Source organism: Longitalea arenae (genome assembly GCF_016924755.1).
Lineage (GTDB): Bacteria > Bacteroidota > Bacteroidia > Chitinophagales > Chitinophagaceae > Niastella > Niastella arenae.
Genome location: NZ_JAFFJX010000006.1, coordinates 59061 through 76445 on the forward strand (window position 1 = coordinate 59061; position 17385 = coordinate 76445).

Annotated in this window: 17 protein-coding genes; 12 read left to right on the forward strand and 5 right to left on the reverse strand. The window is 46.8% G+C overall.

The features are described 5' to 3' along the window. Positions 1-41 precede the first annotated feature (41 nt). The 8 genes from JT717_RS14985 to JT717_RS15020 all read left to right on the forward strand — a co-directional run bounded on the left by JT717_RS14985 (position 42) and on the right by JT717_RS15020 (position 6144). Complete coding sequence (locus JT717_RS14985; RefSeq protein ID WP_205511306.1) at positions 42-515, forward strand: YHS domain-containing (seleno)protein; 474 nt, start codon at positions 42-44, stop codon at positions 513-515. Positions 516-592: 77 nt separating this feature from the next. Beyond that, positions 593-979, forward strand: a complete 387-nt coding sequence (locus JT717_RS14990; protein ID WP_205511307.1) for a DoxX family protein — start codon at positions 593-595, stop codon at positions 977-979. 259 nt (positions 980-1238) lie between these two features. Beyond that, positions 1239-1796 (forward strand): YceI family protein, encoded by a 558-nt coding sequence (locus JT717_RS14995; RefSeq protein WP_205511308.1) that lies wholly within the window; start codon positions 1239-1241, stop codon positions 1794-1796. 61 nt (positions 1797-1857) lie between these two features. Continuing rightward, complete coding sequence (locus JT717_RS15000; RefSeq protein WP_205511309.1) at positions 1858-2358, forward strand: hypothetical protein; 501 nt, start codon at positions 1858-1860, stop codon at positions 2356-2358. Continuing rightward, positions 2346-3074, forward strand: coding sequence for an NRDE family protein (locus tag JT717_RS15005; RefSeq protein WP_205511310.1), 729 nt, complete (start codon positions 2346-2348; stop codon positions 3072-3074). Before JT717_RS15000 ends, JT717_RS15005 begins: the two co-directional genes overlap by 13 nt. Continuing rightward, positions 3074-4138, forward strand: coding sequence for a hypothetical protein (locus tag JT717_RS15010; protein ID WP_205511311.1), 1065 nt, complete (start codon positions 3074-3076; stop codon positions 4136-4138). The genes JT717_RS15005 and JT717_RS15010 overlap by 1 nt, the downstream gene beginning before the upstream one ends. Before the next feature lie 193 nt (positions 4139-4331). Then, a complete protein-coding gene (locus tag JT717_RS15015) occupies positions 4332-4937 on the forward strand; it encodes a LysE family translocator (RefSeq protein ID WP_205511312.1) in 606 nt (201 codons plus the stop codon). Between the two features lie 346 nt (positions 4938-5283). Next, positions 5284-6144 carry a hypothetical protein gene (locus JT717_RS15020; RefSeq protein ID WP_205511313.1) on the forward strand — a complete coding sequence of 287 codons (861 nt, stop codon included), beginning with the start codon at positions 5284-5286 and terminating at the stop codon, positions 6142-6144. 160 nt (positions 6145-6304) lie between these two features. On the opposite strand, the gene JT717_RS15025 is transcribed toward JT717_RS15020, so the two are convergent. Then, complete coding sequence (locus JT717_RS15025; RefSeq protein ID WP_205511314.1) at positions 6305-7624, reverse strand: 4Fe-4S dicluster domain-containing protein; 1320 nt, start codon at positions 7622-7624, stop codon at positions 6305-6307. 209 nt (positions 7625-7833) lie between these two features. Then, entirely contained in the window at positions 7834-8838 is a 1005-nt protein-coding gene (locus tag JT717_RS15030; protein ID WP_205511315.1) for a bestrophin family protein, read from the reverse strand. 121 nt (positions 8839-8959) lie between these two features. On the opposite strand from JT717_RS15030, the gene JT717_RS15035 reads away from it, so the two are divergent. Further along, the gene (locus JT717_RS15035; RefSeq protein WP_205511316.1) at positions 8960-9457 is read left to right on the forward strand and encodes a phosphoribosyltransferase family protein; all 498 of its coding nucleotides are present in this window, start codon (positions 8960-8962) and stop codon (positions 9455-9457) included. Between the two features lie 230 nt (positions 9458-9687). Then, a complete protein-coding gene (locus tag JT717_RS15040) occupies positions 9688-11421 on the forward strand; it encodes a phospho-sugar mutase (protein ID WP_205511317.1) in 1734 nt (577 codons plus the stop codon). A 164-nt stretch (positions 11422-11585) separates the two neighbouring features. On the opposite strand, the gene JT717_RS15045 is transcribed toward JT717_RS15040, so the two are convergent. The 3 genes from JT717_RS15045 to JT717_RS15055 all read right to left on the reverse strand — a co-directional run bounded on the left by JT717_RS15045 (position 11586) and on the right by JT717_RS15055 (position 15068). Next, positions 11586-12131 (reverse strand): OmpH/Skp family outer membrane protein, encoded by a 546-nt coding sequence (locus JT717_RS15045; RefSeq protein ID WP_205511318.1) that lies wholly within the window; start codon positions 12129-12131, stop codon positions 11586-11588. 82 nt (positions 12132-12213) lie between these two features. Beyond that, positions 12214-13407 carry a Gfo/Idh/MocA family protein gene (locus tag JT717_RS15050; protein WP_205511319.1) on the reverse strand — a complete coding sequence of 398 codons (1194 nt, stop codon included), beginning with the start codon at positions 13405-13407 and terminating at the stop codon, positions 12214-12216. 428 nt (positions 13408-13835) lie between these two features. Beyond that, positions 13836-15068 carry a nucleoside permease gene (locus tag JT717_RS15055; RefSeq protein ID WP_205511320.1) on the reverse strand — a complete coding sequence of 411 codons (1233 nt, stop codon included), beginning with the start codon at positions 15066-15068 and terminating at the stop codon, positions 13836-13838. Positions 15069-15287: 219 nt separating this feature from the next. Between JT717_RS15055 and JT717_RS15060 the strand changes: the two genes are divergently transcribed. Further along, a complete protein-coding gene (locus JT717_RS15060) occupies positions 15288-15776 on the forward strand; it encodes a MarR family winged helix-turn-helix transcriptional regulator (RefSeq protein ID WP_205511321.1) in 489 nt (162 codons plus the stop codon). Beyond that, the gene (hutH, locus tag JT717_RS15065; protein WP_240348125.1) at positions 15773-17344 is read left to right on the forward strand and encodes a histidine ammonia-lyase; all 1572 of its coding nucleotides are present in this window, start codon (positions 15773-15775) and stop codon (positions 17342-17344) included. The genes JT717_RS15060 and hutH overlap by 4 nt, the downstream gene beginning before the upstream one ends. The last annotated feature ends 41 nt before the right edge of the window (positions 17345-17385 follow it).

Here is a 17385-nt window from a genome sequence, read left to right on the forward strand (position 1 = left end):
TTTTGTGCAGTCATTAATTGTCTCACTTTAATCAAAAAGTCATGAAGCATTTGATCACTGCCATCTTCTTTTTAGCGCTGAAAGCCGGTATCAGTTATTCCCATGCCCAGGATAAAGACCCGCTTACAAAACATTATAACCTCGAAAACAAGCTGGCCATACAGGGGTATGATCCGGTCGCCTATTTCAACCAGAATAAGCCGGTTAAGGGCAGTAAAGAGCTGGCTGTATTTCACCAGGGCGCGGTTTATTATTTCTCCTCTGATGCCAATAAAGCCGCCTTTAAAAAAGACCCGCTGAAATATGAACCGCAATACGGCGGCTGGTGTGCATATGCCATGGGCAATAAAGGCGAAAAGGTTCCCATCGATCCGGAAACTTTCAAGATCGTCAATGGCAAGCTATACCTGTTCTATAACAAACTCCTGAATAATACGCTTCCCAAATGGAATAAAGACGAGGCAGGCTTGAAAAAGAATGCGGATCTCAACTGGACAAAGATCATTAAAAGCTAGCTGAATAGTCTCCAGGAAACCGTGACACGGTTTGAACCGTGCCACGGTTACACACTTCAATTTAAAACAACCAGACCATGAAAGGTACTACTATCTTCTACTGGGCACTTCGTGTAGTGGCAGCACTAATAATGCTGCAGACCCTGTATTTCAAATTCACCGCACATGAACAGTCGGTGGCTTTATTTACGCAGCTGGGCATGGAACCCTGGGGCCGCATCGGTATCGGCATCCTGGAATTGATCGCCGCTGTATTGATATTGTATCCGCGAACAACAGGGTGGGGAGCTGCGTTGGGATTGGGGCTGATGAGCGGTGCTTTATTTTTCCATTTAACCATCTTAGGTATTATAGTCGATGGAGATGCAGTATTGTTCATCTATGCACTTATCACTTTCGTATGCTGTGTGATTCTGTTCATCAGGTACCGTAATCAGCTGTTACGGGTGGTAGGGAAACAGTAGCAGTTCAAAGTTCGCAGTTGGCAGTTGGTAACCGGCAACTGGTAACCGGCAACCGTCAACTGGCAACCGGTAACTGGTAACCGGCAACCGTCAACTGGTAACCGGCAACTGGTAACTGTTAACTGGTAACCGGCACCTCCTGGTAACCGGCACCTGGTAACCCGGCACCTTTTTAGGGAATTTTTTCCCCACCTTGTGTTAAAAAAATTAACAAACGAATTGAATAACAAGGGGTATTTTACATTAAAAGGATTTTTATATGAAGTGCTTCACAGGTCTTATGATCACATTATTGGCATGCTGTGATTTGTATTCTCAACACTATGTACCTGTCGATAGTTCTTCTGAAGTTTCTTTCAAAATAAAGAACCTTGGATTCAATACAACCGGCTCTTTTAGCGGCCTGGCGGGCACTATAACCTTTCTGCCCGATAGTATGGCTGGCTGTAATTTTGATGTACATATAGATGCCAGTTCAGTAAACACCGGGGTTGACAAACGCGATGAGCACCTTCGCCGAGCCGATTTCTTTGATGTCAAAAATCACCCGCAGATCAGGTTCGTATCTGAAAAAATAAATACTACCAAAAAGAACGGAACATTATTTGTTTCCGGTAAGCTGACCATAAAAGGAATAACAAAGGATATAGCATTTCCTTTTACGGCGCAGCCTATTGAGAACGGATACTTATTTACAGGGGAATTCACGATGAACCGGCGGGATTTTAACATAGGCGCAGGAAGTACAATAAGTGATCGTCTAACGGTTATGTTAAAGGTGGTCGCCAGAGCGGAAGCAACGACAGTTAAACAGTAAAAATCAGGAACGGAAATTCTTAATTGAAAAATAATATTATTTTTAGGAACAAAACCGACCAATGCAATTACAACAAGCTGTAAATACAATTTTTGTACAATTATCTGACTCGCTCAGCCAGTTGTCGCAAGCGCAGTACAGCCAATCGTGTAAAACACTTTTCAATAATACGATTGGTCAGCATGTGCGGCATATTATTGAGCTGTTTCAATGCCTTGAGAACGGATATGAGACAGGTATCGTTAATTATGAAAAACGTAAGCGCGACACATTGATTGAATCGGACAAGGAGCTGGCGGGTCGCTTGTTGCTGGAAATTCACCGGGGTTTGGGCAAACCGAACAAAACCCTTACCCTGGAAGCCTGTTATGATGATCATGTAACCGACTCCATTGCCATTGAAACAAATTATTTCCGCGAGGTGGCCTATAACCTCGAACATACGATCCATCACATGGCCCTGATACGGGTAGGCATTACTGAAATTTCGAACATTCAATTACCAGATGATTTCGGGGTAGCTTCTTCTACCGTTAAGTATCGTAAACAATGTGCACAGTAACCTTTATTCCGGTAAGGGATAATATATATATTACATCCAACCGCGATGAAAAGCATTGGCGTTCCAATGCATTACCGCCAGGCATACATGCCGGTCAGTCAGGCAACCTCTTATTCCCGAAAGACGGAGATGCCGGAGGTACCTGGATCGCCGCCCATGAGAACGGTCATGCGATCGTATTTCTGAACGGGGCATTCGTTCGTCATACGCCGCAACCACCGTATCGCAAAAGCCGGGGGCTTATCCTGCTCGACCTGCTGGATGATGCCACCGATCCGGTGCAGCGTTTCAAAGAGATATCGCTGGACGGGATAGAACCGTTCACCGCCGTTGTGTGGATGGGCCGGTTGTTTGAATGCCGTTGGGATGGTGAAAAAAAACATATGACCCCTTTGGCGGCCACTGCGCCGCATATCTGGTCATCGGCAACCCTCTACGATGAGAAAGTGGTCAAAAAAAGAAAAAGCTGGTTCAATAAATGGCTGCAAAAACATCCGGCGCCCACGCCTGACGATATTCTGCATTTTCACCAGTTCACCGGTGATGGCGACGCCCACAACGACCTGCGCATGAACCGGAACGGACAGGTATTTACTGTTAGCGTTACGCAACTGGCGCTGACCGATGAAATAACCCGGATGCATTACCTTGATCTCAAAAACAACAACGCTTTCACCGAACAATTAATAGTTGAAAAAACAATGGCAGGCCGATAATGAACAGTTTACAACGCATCCTGCACCGACCGTTTTTTATTAAGTTACTGAACTGGGAATACTGGAGTTTTAATAGTGTATATCTGCTGATCTACCCGGTATGGATATTACTGTGCCTCCGTGCCCGGTCCTTCTTTTTCTTTGCCGCTTCCAATCCCTCCATTAAAAATGGCGGCTTTTTATGCGAAAGCAAAAAAGACATTATTGCCATCATTCCACCGCAATACCATCCACCCACCGCTTTCTTTTCCATACCGGCCAATGGCGATATGGTAGTACGCGACCTGAAAAGGGCAGGCCTGCAGTTTCCCCTTATTGGCAAGCCCAATATCGGCGGCCGCGGCCGCGGGGTAAAAGTATTACGTGATGAAGCCGATGTAAGAAACTATGCGCGTACGGCCTATCTCGACTTTCACATCCAGGAGTTCGTTCCGTGGAAGAATGAAGCCGGCATTTTTTACGTGCGTTATCCCGGTGAAGAAAAAGGCAGGATCACCGGCATTGTAGGTAAACAATTTTTATCGGTGACCGGCGATGGAAAACATACGCTGCTGCAGTTACTGCAAAAAGACAAACGGGCGCTTATGTACCTGCCGAGCCTGCAAAAGATCCACGGTGAACGGATGAACCTGGTATTACCGCCCGGCGAAAAAATGATCGTTTCTCCCTTTGGTAATCATGCCCGGGGTTCTAAATTCCTCGATGAAAGCCACCTGGCCGATGAAGCCCTGACCAATGTCATGGATTCCATTTGTAAGATGATCCCTGAATTTTATTTTGGCCGGCTCGATATCCGCTACGATACCTGGGAAGCCATGAAGCAGGGCAAAAACTTTTCGATCATAGAAGTGAATGGGGCAGGGGCAGAACCAACCCATATTTATGACCCGGCACACTCCATATTCTTTGCCTGGAAAGAGATCGTACGGCACTGGATCATACTCTACCGCATCAGTCGCATGAACCATAAGAAAGGACATCGTTACCTTAGCTGGCGCGAAGGCATCGCTATGTTCCGCGAAGACCGGGAATGGTCGAGGAAACTGGCGGCGATGACGGAGTAAACAAATTAGCTAATCTGCTAATGTGCTAATTTGCTAATGCTTCAAGGCCGTGCGGTCGTAAAAATCGAAGGTCATGGGTACAACAGGATTCAGTCCTGTATTCATTAGCACATCAGCACATTAGCAAATCAGCACATTGGCTATTACCATTCACAACGTTGGAAATTTGTATATAAGAATCTTTATAACCGGCATGTTCATAAGTTTCCTGGGTACCCTGCCACTGGGAACGCTGAATATTGCGGCCATGCAGATCTCCGTTAGTGACGGCATTCGTCCGGCCCTCTACTTTTCACTGGGCGCACTGCTGGTGGAGATCTTCTATGTGCGCATTTCCCTGGTGGCCATGGACTGGGTGACGCAACATAAGAAATTATTCCGCTGGCTCGAATGGGTTACCATCCTGATCATAACCGCCCTGGCCATAACGAACTTTATTGCCGCCGCCAGTCCGGAGACGCAAAAGAATGTCATTCTTTCCCATACCATCCCGAAGTTTTATTTAGGCCTGGCCATGAGTGCCGTGAACCCGGCCCAGATCCCTTTCTGGTTTGGCTGGAGCACCGCATTATTCACTAAAAAAGTGTTGCAGCCACGCAACGATCACTATAACGTTTATATCGCCGGTATTGGCCTGGGCACTTTCCTGGGCAATGCAGTGTTCATTTTTGGCGGACAACTCATCGTTACGCGTTTAAATGCGAACCAGGGCCTCATCAGCTGGATCATTGGAGGCGTTTTTGCGATCACGGCCATTATCATGGCATGGCGCCTGCTTAGGAAGAAGAACATAGTTTGATTTCGGGATTTCTGGATTTTGGGATTTTGAGATTTCGGGATTTCGAGATTTCGAGATTTCGAGATTTCGGGATTTAGAGATTTAGAGATTTCGGGATTTCGAGATTTCGGGATTTCGAGATTTAGAGATTTAGAGATTTTGGGATTATAAGATCTATGGGGTGGTTGATCTGGAGCAAATCTCAAAATCCCGAAATCCCGCCATCAGAAATTCTTTTTTCATTATTACTCAGCACGTTATATAGATGGAACAATTTCCTTTCCCGCCACGTACCAAAAAAAATTATAATTCGTTTTAAACCAGGCGCCCGGCTGCCAGTCTGAAGCCGGATCATAAATCATACCCCATGCTAAAAAAACAATCCATTTTCCCGGGCATTATGGCCTGTTTCTTCATTTCACTTTCCTTCACCGCCTGTAAAAAAGATTCAAAACCATCAGCAGATACCGATACCGCCGCAGCACAGGACAATGCTATGGCCGAATCATCTTATACCGATGCCACCACTATGGTAGACGCATCTGTAACTTTTGGCGCTAACTTTTCTTTCCGTGTGGCTGCCAATGAACCAACAGCCCGCGTGGAAAGCGTATTTGGGAATTGTGTAACGGTAACTTTAGATACTGTAAGCAGCAACCGTTCCCTGATCATTAATTTTGGCACCACCAACTGTTTGTGTGCTGATGGCAGAAAACGCAGGGGCCGCATCCTGGCCAACTGGACCGGTAAATACCGCGATGCAGGCACCGTAGTGAACATTACATACGATAATTACTTTGTGAACGATAACCAGATCAAAGGCACCCACAAGACCACCAACCTGGGTTTGAACAATGCGGGCAACCTCGTATATAAGATCGAGGTGAACGGCGTTATCATAAAAGCAGATAATGGGGGGGAAATTACCTGGGTATCTACCCGTCAACGCGAATGGGTGGCCGGCGCCGGCACGCCGCTGAATATCCTCGATGATACTTACTCAATCACCGGGTCGGCCAATGGCACCGTTGCCTCCGGTCATGCTTATACTATCAATATCACCCAGGCCCTGGTTCGTAAAATGACCTGTAACTGGTTTGAAAGTGGCAAAATTGAATTAACACCGGCAGGTTTGGCCACACGTACCCTGGATTACGGTAATTCCGGATGCGATGCCAACGCTACTTTCTCAATAGGCGGAGTAACGTTTAATATTGTGCTACCTTAATAATGTGATAATGTGATAATTGGATAATGTGATAATTGAAAACAAATACGCAATTAGCTAATGTGTAATCTGATAATGAAAACAAATACAAACTGTGCTAATTAGCTATTAAAAAAATTCAGATCAGCCTGTGGCTGTTCATTATCAAATTATCGAATTATCACATTAATTCACTTACCCATTTATCCCTGTCATCGGGACTGAACTTCCAGGGGGCGAAATTATTTTCTACATTACTGAACATCGCGTTCCATTCCTGGGGGGCATTGCTTTCTTCCATGATCAGCGAACGGCGCAGTTCGAGGATGATCTCCAGCGGACTAATACTCACCGGGCATTCCTGTACACAACCATTACAGGTGGTGCAGGCGCGTAATTCTTCCACCGAAATATAATCGTGCAGCAGGGTTTTACCATCGTCTTTAAACTCGCCGTTCTGATCGATGTTCTTACCCATGTCTTCGATGCGGTCGCGGGTAGCCATCATGATCCTGCGCGGTGAAAGTTTCTTTCCGGTTATGGTAGCCGGACAAGCAGCACTGCAGCGGCCACATTCCGTACAGGCATAGGCATCGAGCAAATTCCGCCAGCTAAGGTCAGTTGCTTCCTTGGCGCCAAATTTATCGGGCGGCGTGGCATTGGCCGGCGCCAGCTCAGGCTGCATGGCATACAGCACTTCGTTCTGAATGGCAGGCATATTGTTCATTTTGCCCATGGGCTTCAGGCGCGAATAATAAGCGTTGGGAAAAGCCAGTATTATATGCAGGTGTTTGGAGTAGGGGAGATAGTTCAAAAAAGCAAAAATGCCCAGGATATGCAGCCACCAGCAAGTTCTTTCAACAGCCACAAGGGCGTTATCGCTTAGTCCATTCAGTAAGGGATGCAACAAAGCCGAAAAAGCAAAATTACCGGTGGGATGCTCGGCATAATGTCCGTACCCGCGCTCCTGCAACAGGGTATCAGCCGCATTCATGGTGAGGAAAAGCGTCATCAGCACGATCTCGGTAATGAGAATATAATTGGCGTCGCTGCGCGGCCATCCATTCAGGTCGGGATGCACCAGGCGTTTTACTTTTACGACATTTCTTCTCAGCAGAAAAATAACACAGCCCAGCAAAACGGTAATGGCCAGAAACTCGAAGGCATTGATCAGGAACGTATAAAAGCCGCCGCCGAACTGTGAAAAAATACGATGGGTGCCCAGGATGCCATCGATGATGATCTCCAGCACTTCAATATTGATAATGATGAAGCCCGCATAAATGAAAAAATGCAAGACAGCCACCAGCGGATTGCGGAACATCTTTTTTTGTCCGAACGCAAGCAGCAATACATTCTTCCACCGTTCACCGGGCCGGTCTGAATAATCTGCGTCTTTTCCTAACAGGATATTACGGCGGATCGTCATGATCTTTTTTGTAAAGAACCAGATGGCTGCCGCCGAAATAATGATAAACAGGATCTGCGGTATATATGACATACCACTAAGATAAAACTAATTGGCTAATTTGCTAATTAGCTGATTTGCTGATTTGCTGATGTGCTAATGGAAGCAATTTGCTGATTAGCTGATTAGCTAATGTGCTAATCAAACGCAAAAAACGAAAGGCAATCCATGCTGGGTAACCGGCAACCGGCAACTGGTACCCGGTAACCGGCAACCGGTAACTGGTACCCGGCAACCGCGTCTTACATCTGAATATAGTGATCGGGAACGCGGGCCGGGGGTATTTTTTCGAGGCCAAGCATTTCCTTCAGGTCTATTTCTATGGTGCGGCTGATGGTACTGATGGGCACATCGTTGGCCGCGCCTTCAAAGGGGTTTTCAGTACTCTCGCCGATATCCTCCAGGGTCAGGAAGATCCAGCTGACGATAATGCTGAAAGGAATGTTCAACCAGATAAAATTCGGGCCCAGCTTAGAGAACTCGTTGAGCATCCCCAGCGGGATCAATACGGTCAGAATGCTAAAAAAGAAACGGCTGAGGGTGGAATACTGGCGCGGATAGGGAAAGTTCTTGATGCGCTCACTGCCGCCCTGGTGATCGTAAAAGTCCTTGAGCTGTTGTTGCAGTTCGAGGTATTTCAATTCGGTGATCCGGCCCTGTTCATGCAGTTGGCGAAGATCGGCCGATTGCAGGGTGAGGATATGCGTGGCAATATTCTTCCTGTTTTTTACCGATTGCCATTCTTCTTCGGTCAAAAACTCTTTAATATCTTCTGCCAGGGTCGACTTCCATTCGGGCACTGAATAAAATTTTGCATACTCGATGTATTGCGGACAAATCCGCGCATTTTCCCATTGTCTTTTTTCCCTGAGCTGATGACGCAAAGCGGTGATCCAGGCCAAATGGCGGAACAGGATCCGCTGGTGGATCTCTTTCAGCAGACCTTCCTGCGGATGACGGATAAAATCCAGGGTCATAATTCCAAACGTACGGCTTGAGTTTACGATCCGGCCCCAGATCTGGCGGGCTTCCCAGGAACGGCCATAGGTGGCATTATTGCGAAAACCTGCGATCAGCGCCGATGCCGTACCTATCAATAAGATCGGCGGCCAGGGAATGAGGATCCATTTTGTACCGGTGATCGCAAATACCACCGTAGGTACAACGGCCAGTATGATCAATACATAAATTTTCCGGCGGGTCCAGTATATAAATTCCTGAAGGGTGTAATTTCTCCCAGAGTGCATAATCAGCAGTTTGGTGGTTTTAAAATAAATGCATGGTAAGCAGATCTCGATCGCACCCGACAAATTTGCACTAAAAATTGATCAGGGAGAAAATTTTCATTTAGATTTGACGCAAAAATTCATGGCGCGTAATTATATACTCGACAAGGAAGCAGTAGCCCGGAAATTACAACGGATAGCCTATGAGATCGTAGAAAATAACCTGGAGGAACAGCAGATCATTCTTGCCGGCATCCGGGACAATGGAAGCGCCATCGCCCGTACTATTGAAAAACTGTTACGATCGATCAATAGTAATATCGCCATTTGGAATATCGATATTTCCCTCGACAAAAAATCGCCGCACGATATCAGGCTGAGCGGTGAAACCGATTTTACCGATAAAGTGATCATCGTAATTGACGATGTCGCCAACAGCGGCAGAACCATGCTGTATGCCATAAAACCATTTTTGGCCTACCTGCCTAAAAAGATCCAGACACTGGCGCTGGTAGAACGCACGCATAAAGCCTATCCTGTAAAAACAGATTACGTTGGATTATCGGTAGCAACCACTTTGCAGGAGCATATTTTCGTTGAAGTGGAGGGCGATGTAATTACCGGGGCTTACCTGGAGTAGTTCACAGTTCATAGTTCTAAGTTCTAACTTTTAGGTTCACAGTTCTAAGTTCGCTGTTTAAAGGCCAGCGGTTTCATGGCCTTAATACCCTGACGGAATGCTCATTCGCCGGGATATCCATCCTGAATTTCTATAATACTTTGGAAGGCACGGTTTATGCATTTAACGAACCGTCAGATCATAAAATTCTATAACTTCAAACCTTCAACACTAACATCAAATTGAGCACTATGGATGATGCAATTAAGCAGCGCGTACAAGTTTGGAAAGACGGAAATTACGATGATGCCGCCAAACAGGAAATTGCCAGGCTTGAACGGGAAAATCCCAACGAGCTGGCCGATGCTTTTTACCGGAACCTGGAATTCGGTACAGGTGGCTTACGCGGAATTATGGGCATAGGCACCAACCGCATCAATAAATATACGGTGGGAATGGCCACCCAGGGCTTTGCCAACTACCTGTTACAAACCTACCCGGGAGGTGTTGTTCGCATTGCCATTGCGCACGATAGCCGCAACAACAGCCGCCAGTTTGCAGAGATTACTGCGAACGTGATGGCAGCCAACGGCATTAAGGTTTTCCTGTTTGAAGCATTGCGTCCCACCCCTGAATTAAGCTATGCCATCCGGCATCTGGGCTGCCAGGGCGGCGTGGTTTGTACCGCTTCGCATAATCCGAAAGAATATAACGGTTATAAAGCATACTGGAACGATGGCGGGCAGTTAGTGCCGCCACACGACAAAAACGTTATCAAGGAAGTTGAAAAGATCGGTTCGGTTGATGAAGTGAAATGGAGTGGGGGCGAAGCCAATATTACCATTGTTGGGAAAGAACTGGATAATGCCTATATCGGGATGGTGAAAAGCCTGAGCGTGTATCCGGAAGTGATCACCCGCCAGCGCGACCTGAAGATCGTTTATACGCCCATACATGGTACCGGTATAATGCTGGTGCCTGAAGTATTGCAACGTTTTGGTTTTGCCAATGTGCATATTGTAGAAGAACAGGCCAAACCCGATGGTAATTTCCCTACGGTGATCTATCCCAACCCAGAAGAAAGCGAAGCCATGAGCATTGGTTTGAAAAAAGCCAAAGAGCTGGATGCCGATATTTTACTGGGAACCGATCCCGATGCGGACCGCGTTGGTATTGCCATTAAAGACAAACAGGGTAACTGGGTGCTGATGAATGGCAACCAGACCGCCGTACTGGCTTTCAACTATATCATCGAGGCCCGGAAAGCGAAAGGAATTGCCCAGAAAAATGATTTTGTGTGCAAGACCATTGTTACAACGGATATGATCGACCGCATTGCCGCTGATAACAATGTAAAATGTTACAATGTGCTCACCGGCTTCAAATGGATCGCCGAGTTGATCAAGGAAAAAGAAGCCAGCGAAAATTATATAGTGGGTGGGGAGGAAAGTTATGGCTTAATGATCGGCAGCCAGCTGCGCGACAAAGATGCAGTGTCTGCGGTAGCCTTGCTTTGCGAAATGGCTGCTTACGAAAAAGACAAGGGCAGAACCCTGTATGAAAAACTGATCGACCTTTATGTTCAATACGGCTATTATAAAGAGCATTTGATCTCCATCACGAAGAAAGGCATGAACGGACAAAAAGAGATTGCCGACATGATGGATGGTTATCGCAATAATCCGCCGATGACCATCAACGGTTCACCGGTGGTGCAATTGCTCGATTATGAGCTGCGCAAGGGGAAGAACCTGCAGACCGGCGAGGAATGGGATCTCACCCTGCCCGTTTCCAATGTACTGCAATTCATTCTGGCCGATGGCGGCAAGATCTCAGCCCGCCCGAGTGGTACCGAGCCCAAGATCAAATTCTATTTCAGTGTGAATACCACCATAAAAAGCGCTGCTGATTTCGAGTCTATCCAGGTGCACGGCGAGCTCGATAAGCGCATACAGGGAATAATCGCTGATATGGGGTTGAAGTAAGGCATAAATAAAGGTATAGAGGCATAAAGGAATAGAGGCAGTCTGAAATACAAAATAAAAAAAGGAACAAAGCAGATTCAATATCGACTTTGTTCCTTTTTCTTTATATAAGATCCTTGTCTTTGATTTCAATCCTCAGGCTCAGGACTTCAGGCCTCCTTCTTCTACTTCTTCGCCCCGGCGTCTTTAGCGGGTGGCGTAATACCCAGTTTCTTGTAAACAAGCGGTAAAATATCATCGGCGGCAGGAAAAGAGATCAATTGTTCTTTGGGCAGAATATAAGCATACCCGTTCTCTTTGGCTACAGCCTGTGAAGTGGTGACGGCTTTCTCCTGGATAGGGGCCAGCAGTTCCTGCTCGTGCTGATTCATCATCTGTTGGGCTTCCTGGTTAACGAAATTGGTCCACTTAATATATAACTCGTTTAACTCTTTCTTCTTTACTTCTTTCATGGCAGGGGTCCATTTTGCAGAATCAGCTGCGTAGCTTTTTTGCTTATCCATAAACGCCTGTTGGTAATCATTACCCTGTTGAACCAGCGCTTTCTGGTAATCCTGCATATCTGTCTGGGCCTTTTTGTATTCTGGCATGGCGCTGACCAGTTCCTGCAGGCTGATATAACCTATCTTATGTTGTGCATTTCCCTGGAATGCATTGGCCAGCAGGCCAATAGTAAAAATTAACACAATCGCTACAAATTGCCTTTTCATATACGTGGGTTTAAGTTATAGAGCCGCAAAAATAGGCGAATCGCTGCTTTCCGGAAAAAAACAGGCTGATTTAATTATTGCGTTATGACAATACTTTTTCGCTGATCTTACCCGTTTGTTTATTCTTCAGGATCACTTTTTTAGCGCCGTAATGGGTCACTTCTTCCTTTACCAGGTAATGATCGGCATCGTACTCGGTAAGGTGGCTGTCTTTGGTAACGCCGGTTCTGCCCCGCCAGATCTCGAGCTGTACAGGTTCCCACTGTTTGCTTTTGGCCGAGCGGTAGGCGGCATCGAGGATACAGTTCACCACATAGCCGTCATAAAAAGTCTCTTTTGGGTCCCGGCCGCCTTCCAGGGCATTGAACATATCCATGAACATATGGTTATAACCCAGTTCATTCAATTCATCGCCTACCGGAAATAACCAACCGGTATTGCTTTCGGCTTTTTCGGCCACATAATCGGCGCCCTTTCCAGTAGTGAACATATCGAAGCCGGTGCGCAGGAAGCTGTTGATCCAGATGGTGCCCTCAGAGCCCATCACTTCATCGCGCAGGTCGAGCCCGCCACGGAAGGTCCAGCTTACTTCAAACTGACCAATGGCGCCGTTCTCGTATTTTACCAGTCCGATCGCATGATCTTCCGCATCGATGGGTTTTACCTGGGTATCGGCCCAGCACATCACTTCTACCGGTTTAATGTCTTTACCAATATAGCTGCGGGTGATCTCCACGCAATGGCAACCGAGGTCAAGAATGCAACCACCGCCGGCCTGTTCCATATCCCAAAACCAGTCGCTGTGCGGACCAGGATGGGTTTCTCTTGATTTGGCCCATAAGATCCGGCCCAGCGCCCCGTTTTTCACACTCTCCATGGCCTTGATGAACTTGGGCGTATATACGAGGTCTTCGAGGTATCCGTTGAAAATACCGGCCTGTTCAACGGCCTGCAGCATACGTTTGGCTTCTTCACCATTGCGGCCCAGGGGTTTGGTGGTCATTACTGCCTTGCGGTGTTTGCAGCAAAGTAGTACAGCCGCTTCGTGCAGGTTATTCGGCAGGGAAATACAAACGATATCAACATCAGGATGCGCTATGGCTTCCTCCATATCGGTCGTATAATGCGCTACGTTGTAATCTTCGGCAAATTTCCTGGCGCTTTCAGTGCGGCGGGAATAGATACTTACGATCTTGTCGCGGCTTCTGTATCCCTGCAGGGAGTCGGCATAAAAGCGGCCAATGAAGCCTGAACCTAGCATTGCAATCCTAGCCATATGTGTTGGTTTGTTGTTTGTTGTTTGTGGTTTGTTGTTTTCTTCTGTTCGGCATTAAAAGCAATTCAGAAACCAGTTTATTGTTTATTGTTTTTGGTTTATCGTTGTCTTCTGTTCGGCCTCAAAAGCAATTTCAACTTTACGAAAACCGGTTTGTGGTTTGTGGTCTGTGGTTTGTGGTTGTCTTCTGTTCGGCCTCAAAAGCAATTTCGAATTTCCGCCACCTAAAACCAGTTTATTGTTTATTGTTTTTGGTTTATCGTTGTCTTCTGTTCGGCCTCAAAAGCAATTTCGAATTTCCGTTCAGCGAAAACCAGTTATATTGTTATGGTTTATGTTCCAGGGTGCAAGGTTTGCCTGTAACTTGTAACCTGTAACCTGTAACCTGTAACCTGTAACCTATAACTTGTAACCTGTAACCTGTAACGTTATTTGCCGATCTGCGTCTTCCTTTCTTTAAATGTAACTATAAAGAACAGCAATACCGCCGCGGCGAAAACACAGGGCAGCCACCAGAAGTTTTGCCATTGCTGCAAACCAAGGGCTTTGGATGTGCCCAGAAAGCTATTGAAAACGATACCTGCTATTTGAGCGCCTACCAGCATCCCTACACCGTAGGTTACAAATACAATAAGCCCCTGCGCCTGTGCCCTGATGAGCGCATTCGCTTTTTTGTCAACGTAGATCTGTCCGGTCACAAAGAAGAAATCATAACAGATCCCATGCAGGGCGATACCGGTCAGGATCATCCAGCTTACCTGGTCGGGAGCGCCCAATGCAAACAAGGCATAACGCAGCACCCAGGCCAACATCCCGGCGGCCAGCATCCATTTAACCCCCAGGCGCACGAAAAAGAAAGGCATCAGGAGCATGAACAGCGTTTCAGAGACCTGTCCAACCGTTTGCGTTGCCGCAATATTTTTGAACTGAACCCCTTCGAGGAACAATTGGGTGAAGTTATAGTAAGCCGCCAGCGGAATACAGATCAGGAAGGAACTGATCAGGAAAATAAAGAAGGAGGGACTGGCCAGCTGCTTAAATGCATCCACACCGATAATGCTGCTGGCCGACACTTTCCGGCCCGCGGCAGGCGGTGGGGTATTGGGTAAAAAGAAACTGAAGATGCCCAGCAAAAGACTTGCCGTTGCGGTCATATACAAAGGCATGGCGGTTTGCTCAGGCTTTATATTTCCGGCAACGAAATTGCCCAGCACAAAACTGATGATCAAACCGGCTACGATCCAGCCAACCGTACCAAACACGCGGATCAAGGGAAATTCTTTCTCCTGGTCGCTCATTTTATGAAAGCAGATCGTATTGGCCAAACTCATGGTTGGCATGTAACATAGATTATAGGCCAGCAATAACAAAATGAATAAAACCGGACTACCGGTTGCCGAAGGCGTAAGGAACATGAACACTGCTCCTAAGATATGCAGGGTGCCTAACACTTTTTGGGTGGCAAAAAAACGATCGGCGATCAATCCTACGAAGAAGGGGGCAACAATAGCAGCAATGGGATTTACCGTATATGGCCAGTGGGTCAAATTAGCCATATCATGATTACTCATATAAACACCAATGGTCGTATACCAGGAGCCCCAGATAAAGAATTCCAGGAACATCATTACAGAAAGTTGAGCGCGCAGTGCAGCTTTCATATTTGCAGGTTATATTTTTTTCAGGAATCGCTTGGATTTCGGTTTAAAGATATTGTTTCTGATCTTTTCAAACACATTTAAGATTGATAAATACCAGTAAACTGATGAAGCTCGAAAATTACAACAAAAATGTATTAGCAGGCTCTGGTTCAACAGCGGTTGATTTATATTTTGATTTATGAACAGTATTTGTACATTTGTATAAGTACTTATACATTTATGAGTTTTTACCAGTCATTGGGATTTTTGGTATTTGGCAGCAGGTTGCGCCGGTTAAGCGAAGCCTTTCTGGCCGATGTGAACAAGATCTATGCATCGCATGAGCTGTCGTTCGATGCCGCATGGTTTCCGGTCTTTTATATTTTATCGCGGCAGGAAACGGTCTCCATCAGGGATATCTCAGATGAACTGGGCATTTCGCATTCGGCCGTAAGCCAGCTTGTAAGCAGCCTGCAACAGAAAGGGCTCATCAAAACCACTACTGCAGACGATGATGCCCGTAAAAAAGTAGTGGCCTTTACCAGCAAAGGCAAAAAACTGCAACAACAGGTGCAGCCGGTATGGGATGCGCTGCAGCAGGCTATGGAAGCGCTGGTGCAGGAAGGCAGGCACAGCAAGACCATCTTATCGGCCATTGGAGAAATTGAACAGGGCCTGCAAAACGAATCAGTCTTTAACCGGGTGCAAAACATTTTGCATCATCAATGAATTGTATGCAACAGGAGTTTAATTATGGTACCGACCAGTTAACGATTGGCAAGGCGCTGGCCATTGCAGCCGGCTCCCTGAAAGGCGTATTGAATACCGCCACTATAAAAAAGATCCGGAAAAGCCAGCAGGATGTACAGGACATTGTAAACAACAATAAAACGGTTTACGGCGTCAATACCGGTTTTGGTGTGCTGGCCAATACACCGGTATCGGAAGAAGATACCCGCATTTTACAACATAAGATCTTACAGAGCCATAGCGTAGGCGTTGGGGAGCCCATTAAAACGGAAATTGCCAGGCTCATGCTCATTACCAAAGTGCATGCACTGGCGCAGGGATATTCAGGCGCTCAGCTCTTGACCCTGCAACGGATTATATGGCATATTGAACAGGACGTTATTCCGGTAGTACCCGAAAAGGGCAGTGTAGGCGCCTCGGGTGATCTGGCGCCTTTGGCGCATTTGTTCCTGCCCCTGATAGGACTTGGCGAGGTATTTTACCAGGGCAAGCGGCACCGCTCGCTGGATATATTACAGCAATTCGGGCTGGCCCCTATACAACTGGGCCCCAAGGAAGGCCTGGCGCTTATAAACGGCACGCAATTCATTCTGTCATTTGCGGTAAAGGCCGTACAGCGTTTGCATTATTGTTTGGAAGCAGCAGATATCATTGGGGCCATGAGCCTGGAAGCCCTTACCGGCACCAAGGCGCCTTTTGACGAACGCCTGCACCGCCTGCGGCCATTTGCCGGCAATGAACTGGTTGCCCAGCGCCTGCGATTGTTATTACACCAAAGCGATATCATGCAAAGCCATGTTGATTGCGGCCGGGTGCAGGACCCTTACAGTTTGCGCTGCATGCCCCAGGTACATGGCGCCAGCCGCAATGCCTGGTTACATTTGAAACAACTCACCGAAATTGAATTGAACTCGGTAACCGATAATCCGATCATCTTAAGCGCCGATGATACCATCAGCGGTGGCAATTTTCACGGACAACCATTGGCGTTGCCGCTCGATTATGCCTGTATAGCAGCGGCCGAGGCGGGGAATATCTCAGACCGCCGCTGTTACCTGTTACTGGAAGGAAAATGGGGATTACCCATGTTGCTGATGAGAAATGTAGGTTTGAACAGTGGCTTTATGATACCGCAATACACCACAGCCGCCCTGGTAACAGAAAATAAGACCCTGTGTTTTCCGGCCAGTGCCGACAGCATTCCTACCTCATTGGGACAGGAAGATCATGTGAGCATGGGCAGCATCAGTGGCCGCAAACTGAACCAGGTGCTCGACAACCTGGAATATATCTTGGCGATCGAACTGTTAAGCGCATGCCAGGCCATTGAGTTCAGGCGGCCCCTGAAAAGCAGTGAGATCCTGGAATCGGCACATGACTATGTGCGTCAGTTTGTAAGTTTTGCAGAAGAGGACAGAATTTTTGCTGAAGATATTGACAAGATAAAACGGCTCATCAGCGATTTTTCGTTTGTGGAACATTGTAATGAACTGGCGAAATTGAAGAAGATCAATTTAAATGAAGGCTTTGAGGCGTTTGGGCTATGATAGAAAAGAAAGTGGTAAATTTAAAAAAGCGATTCAAATCT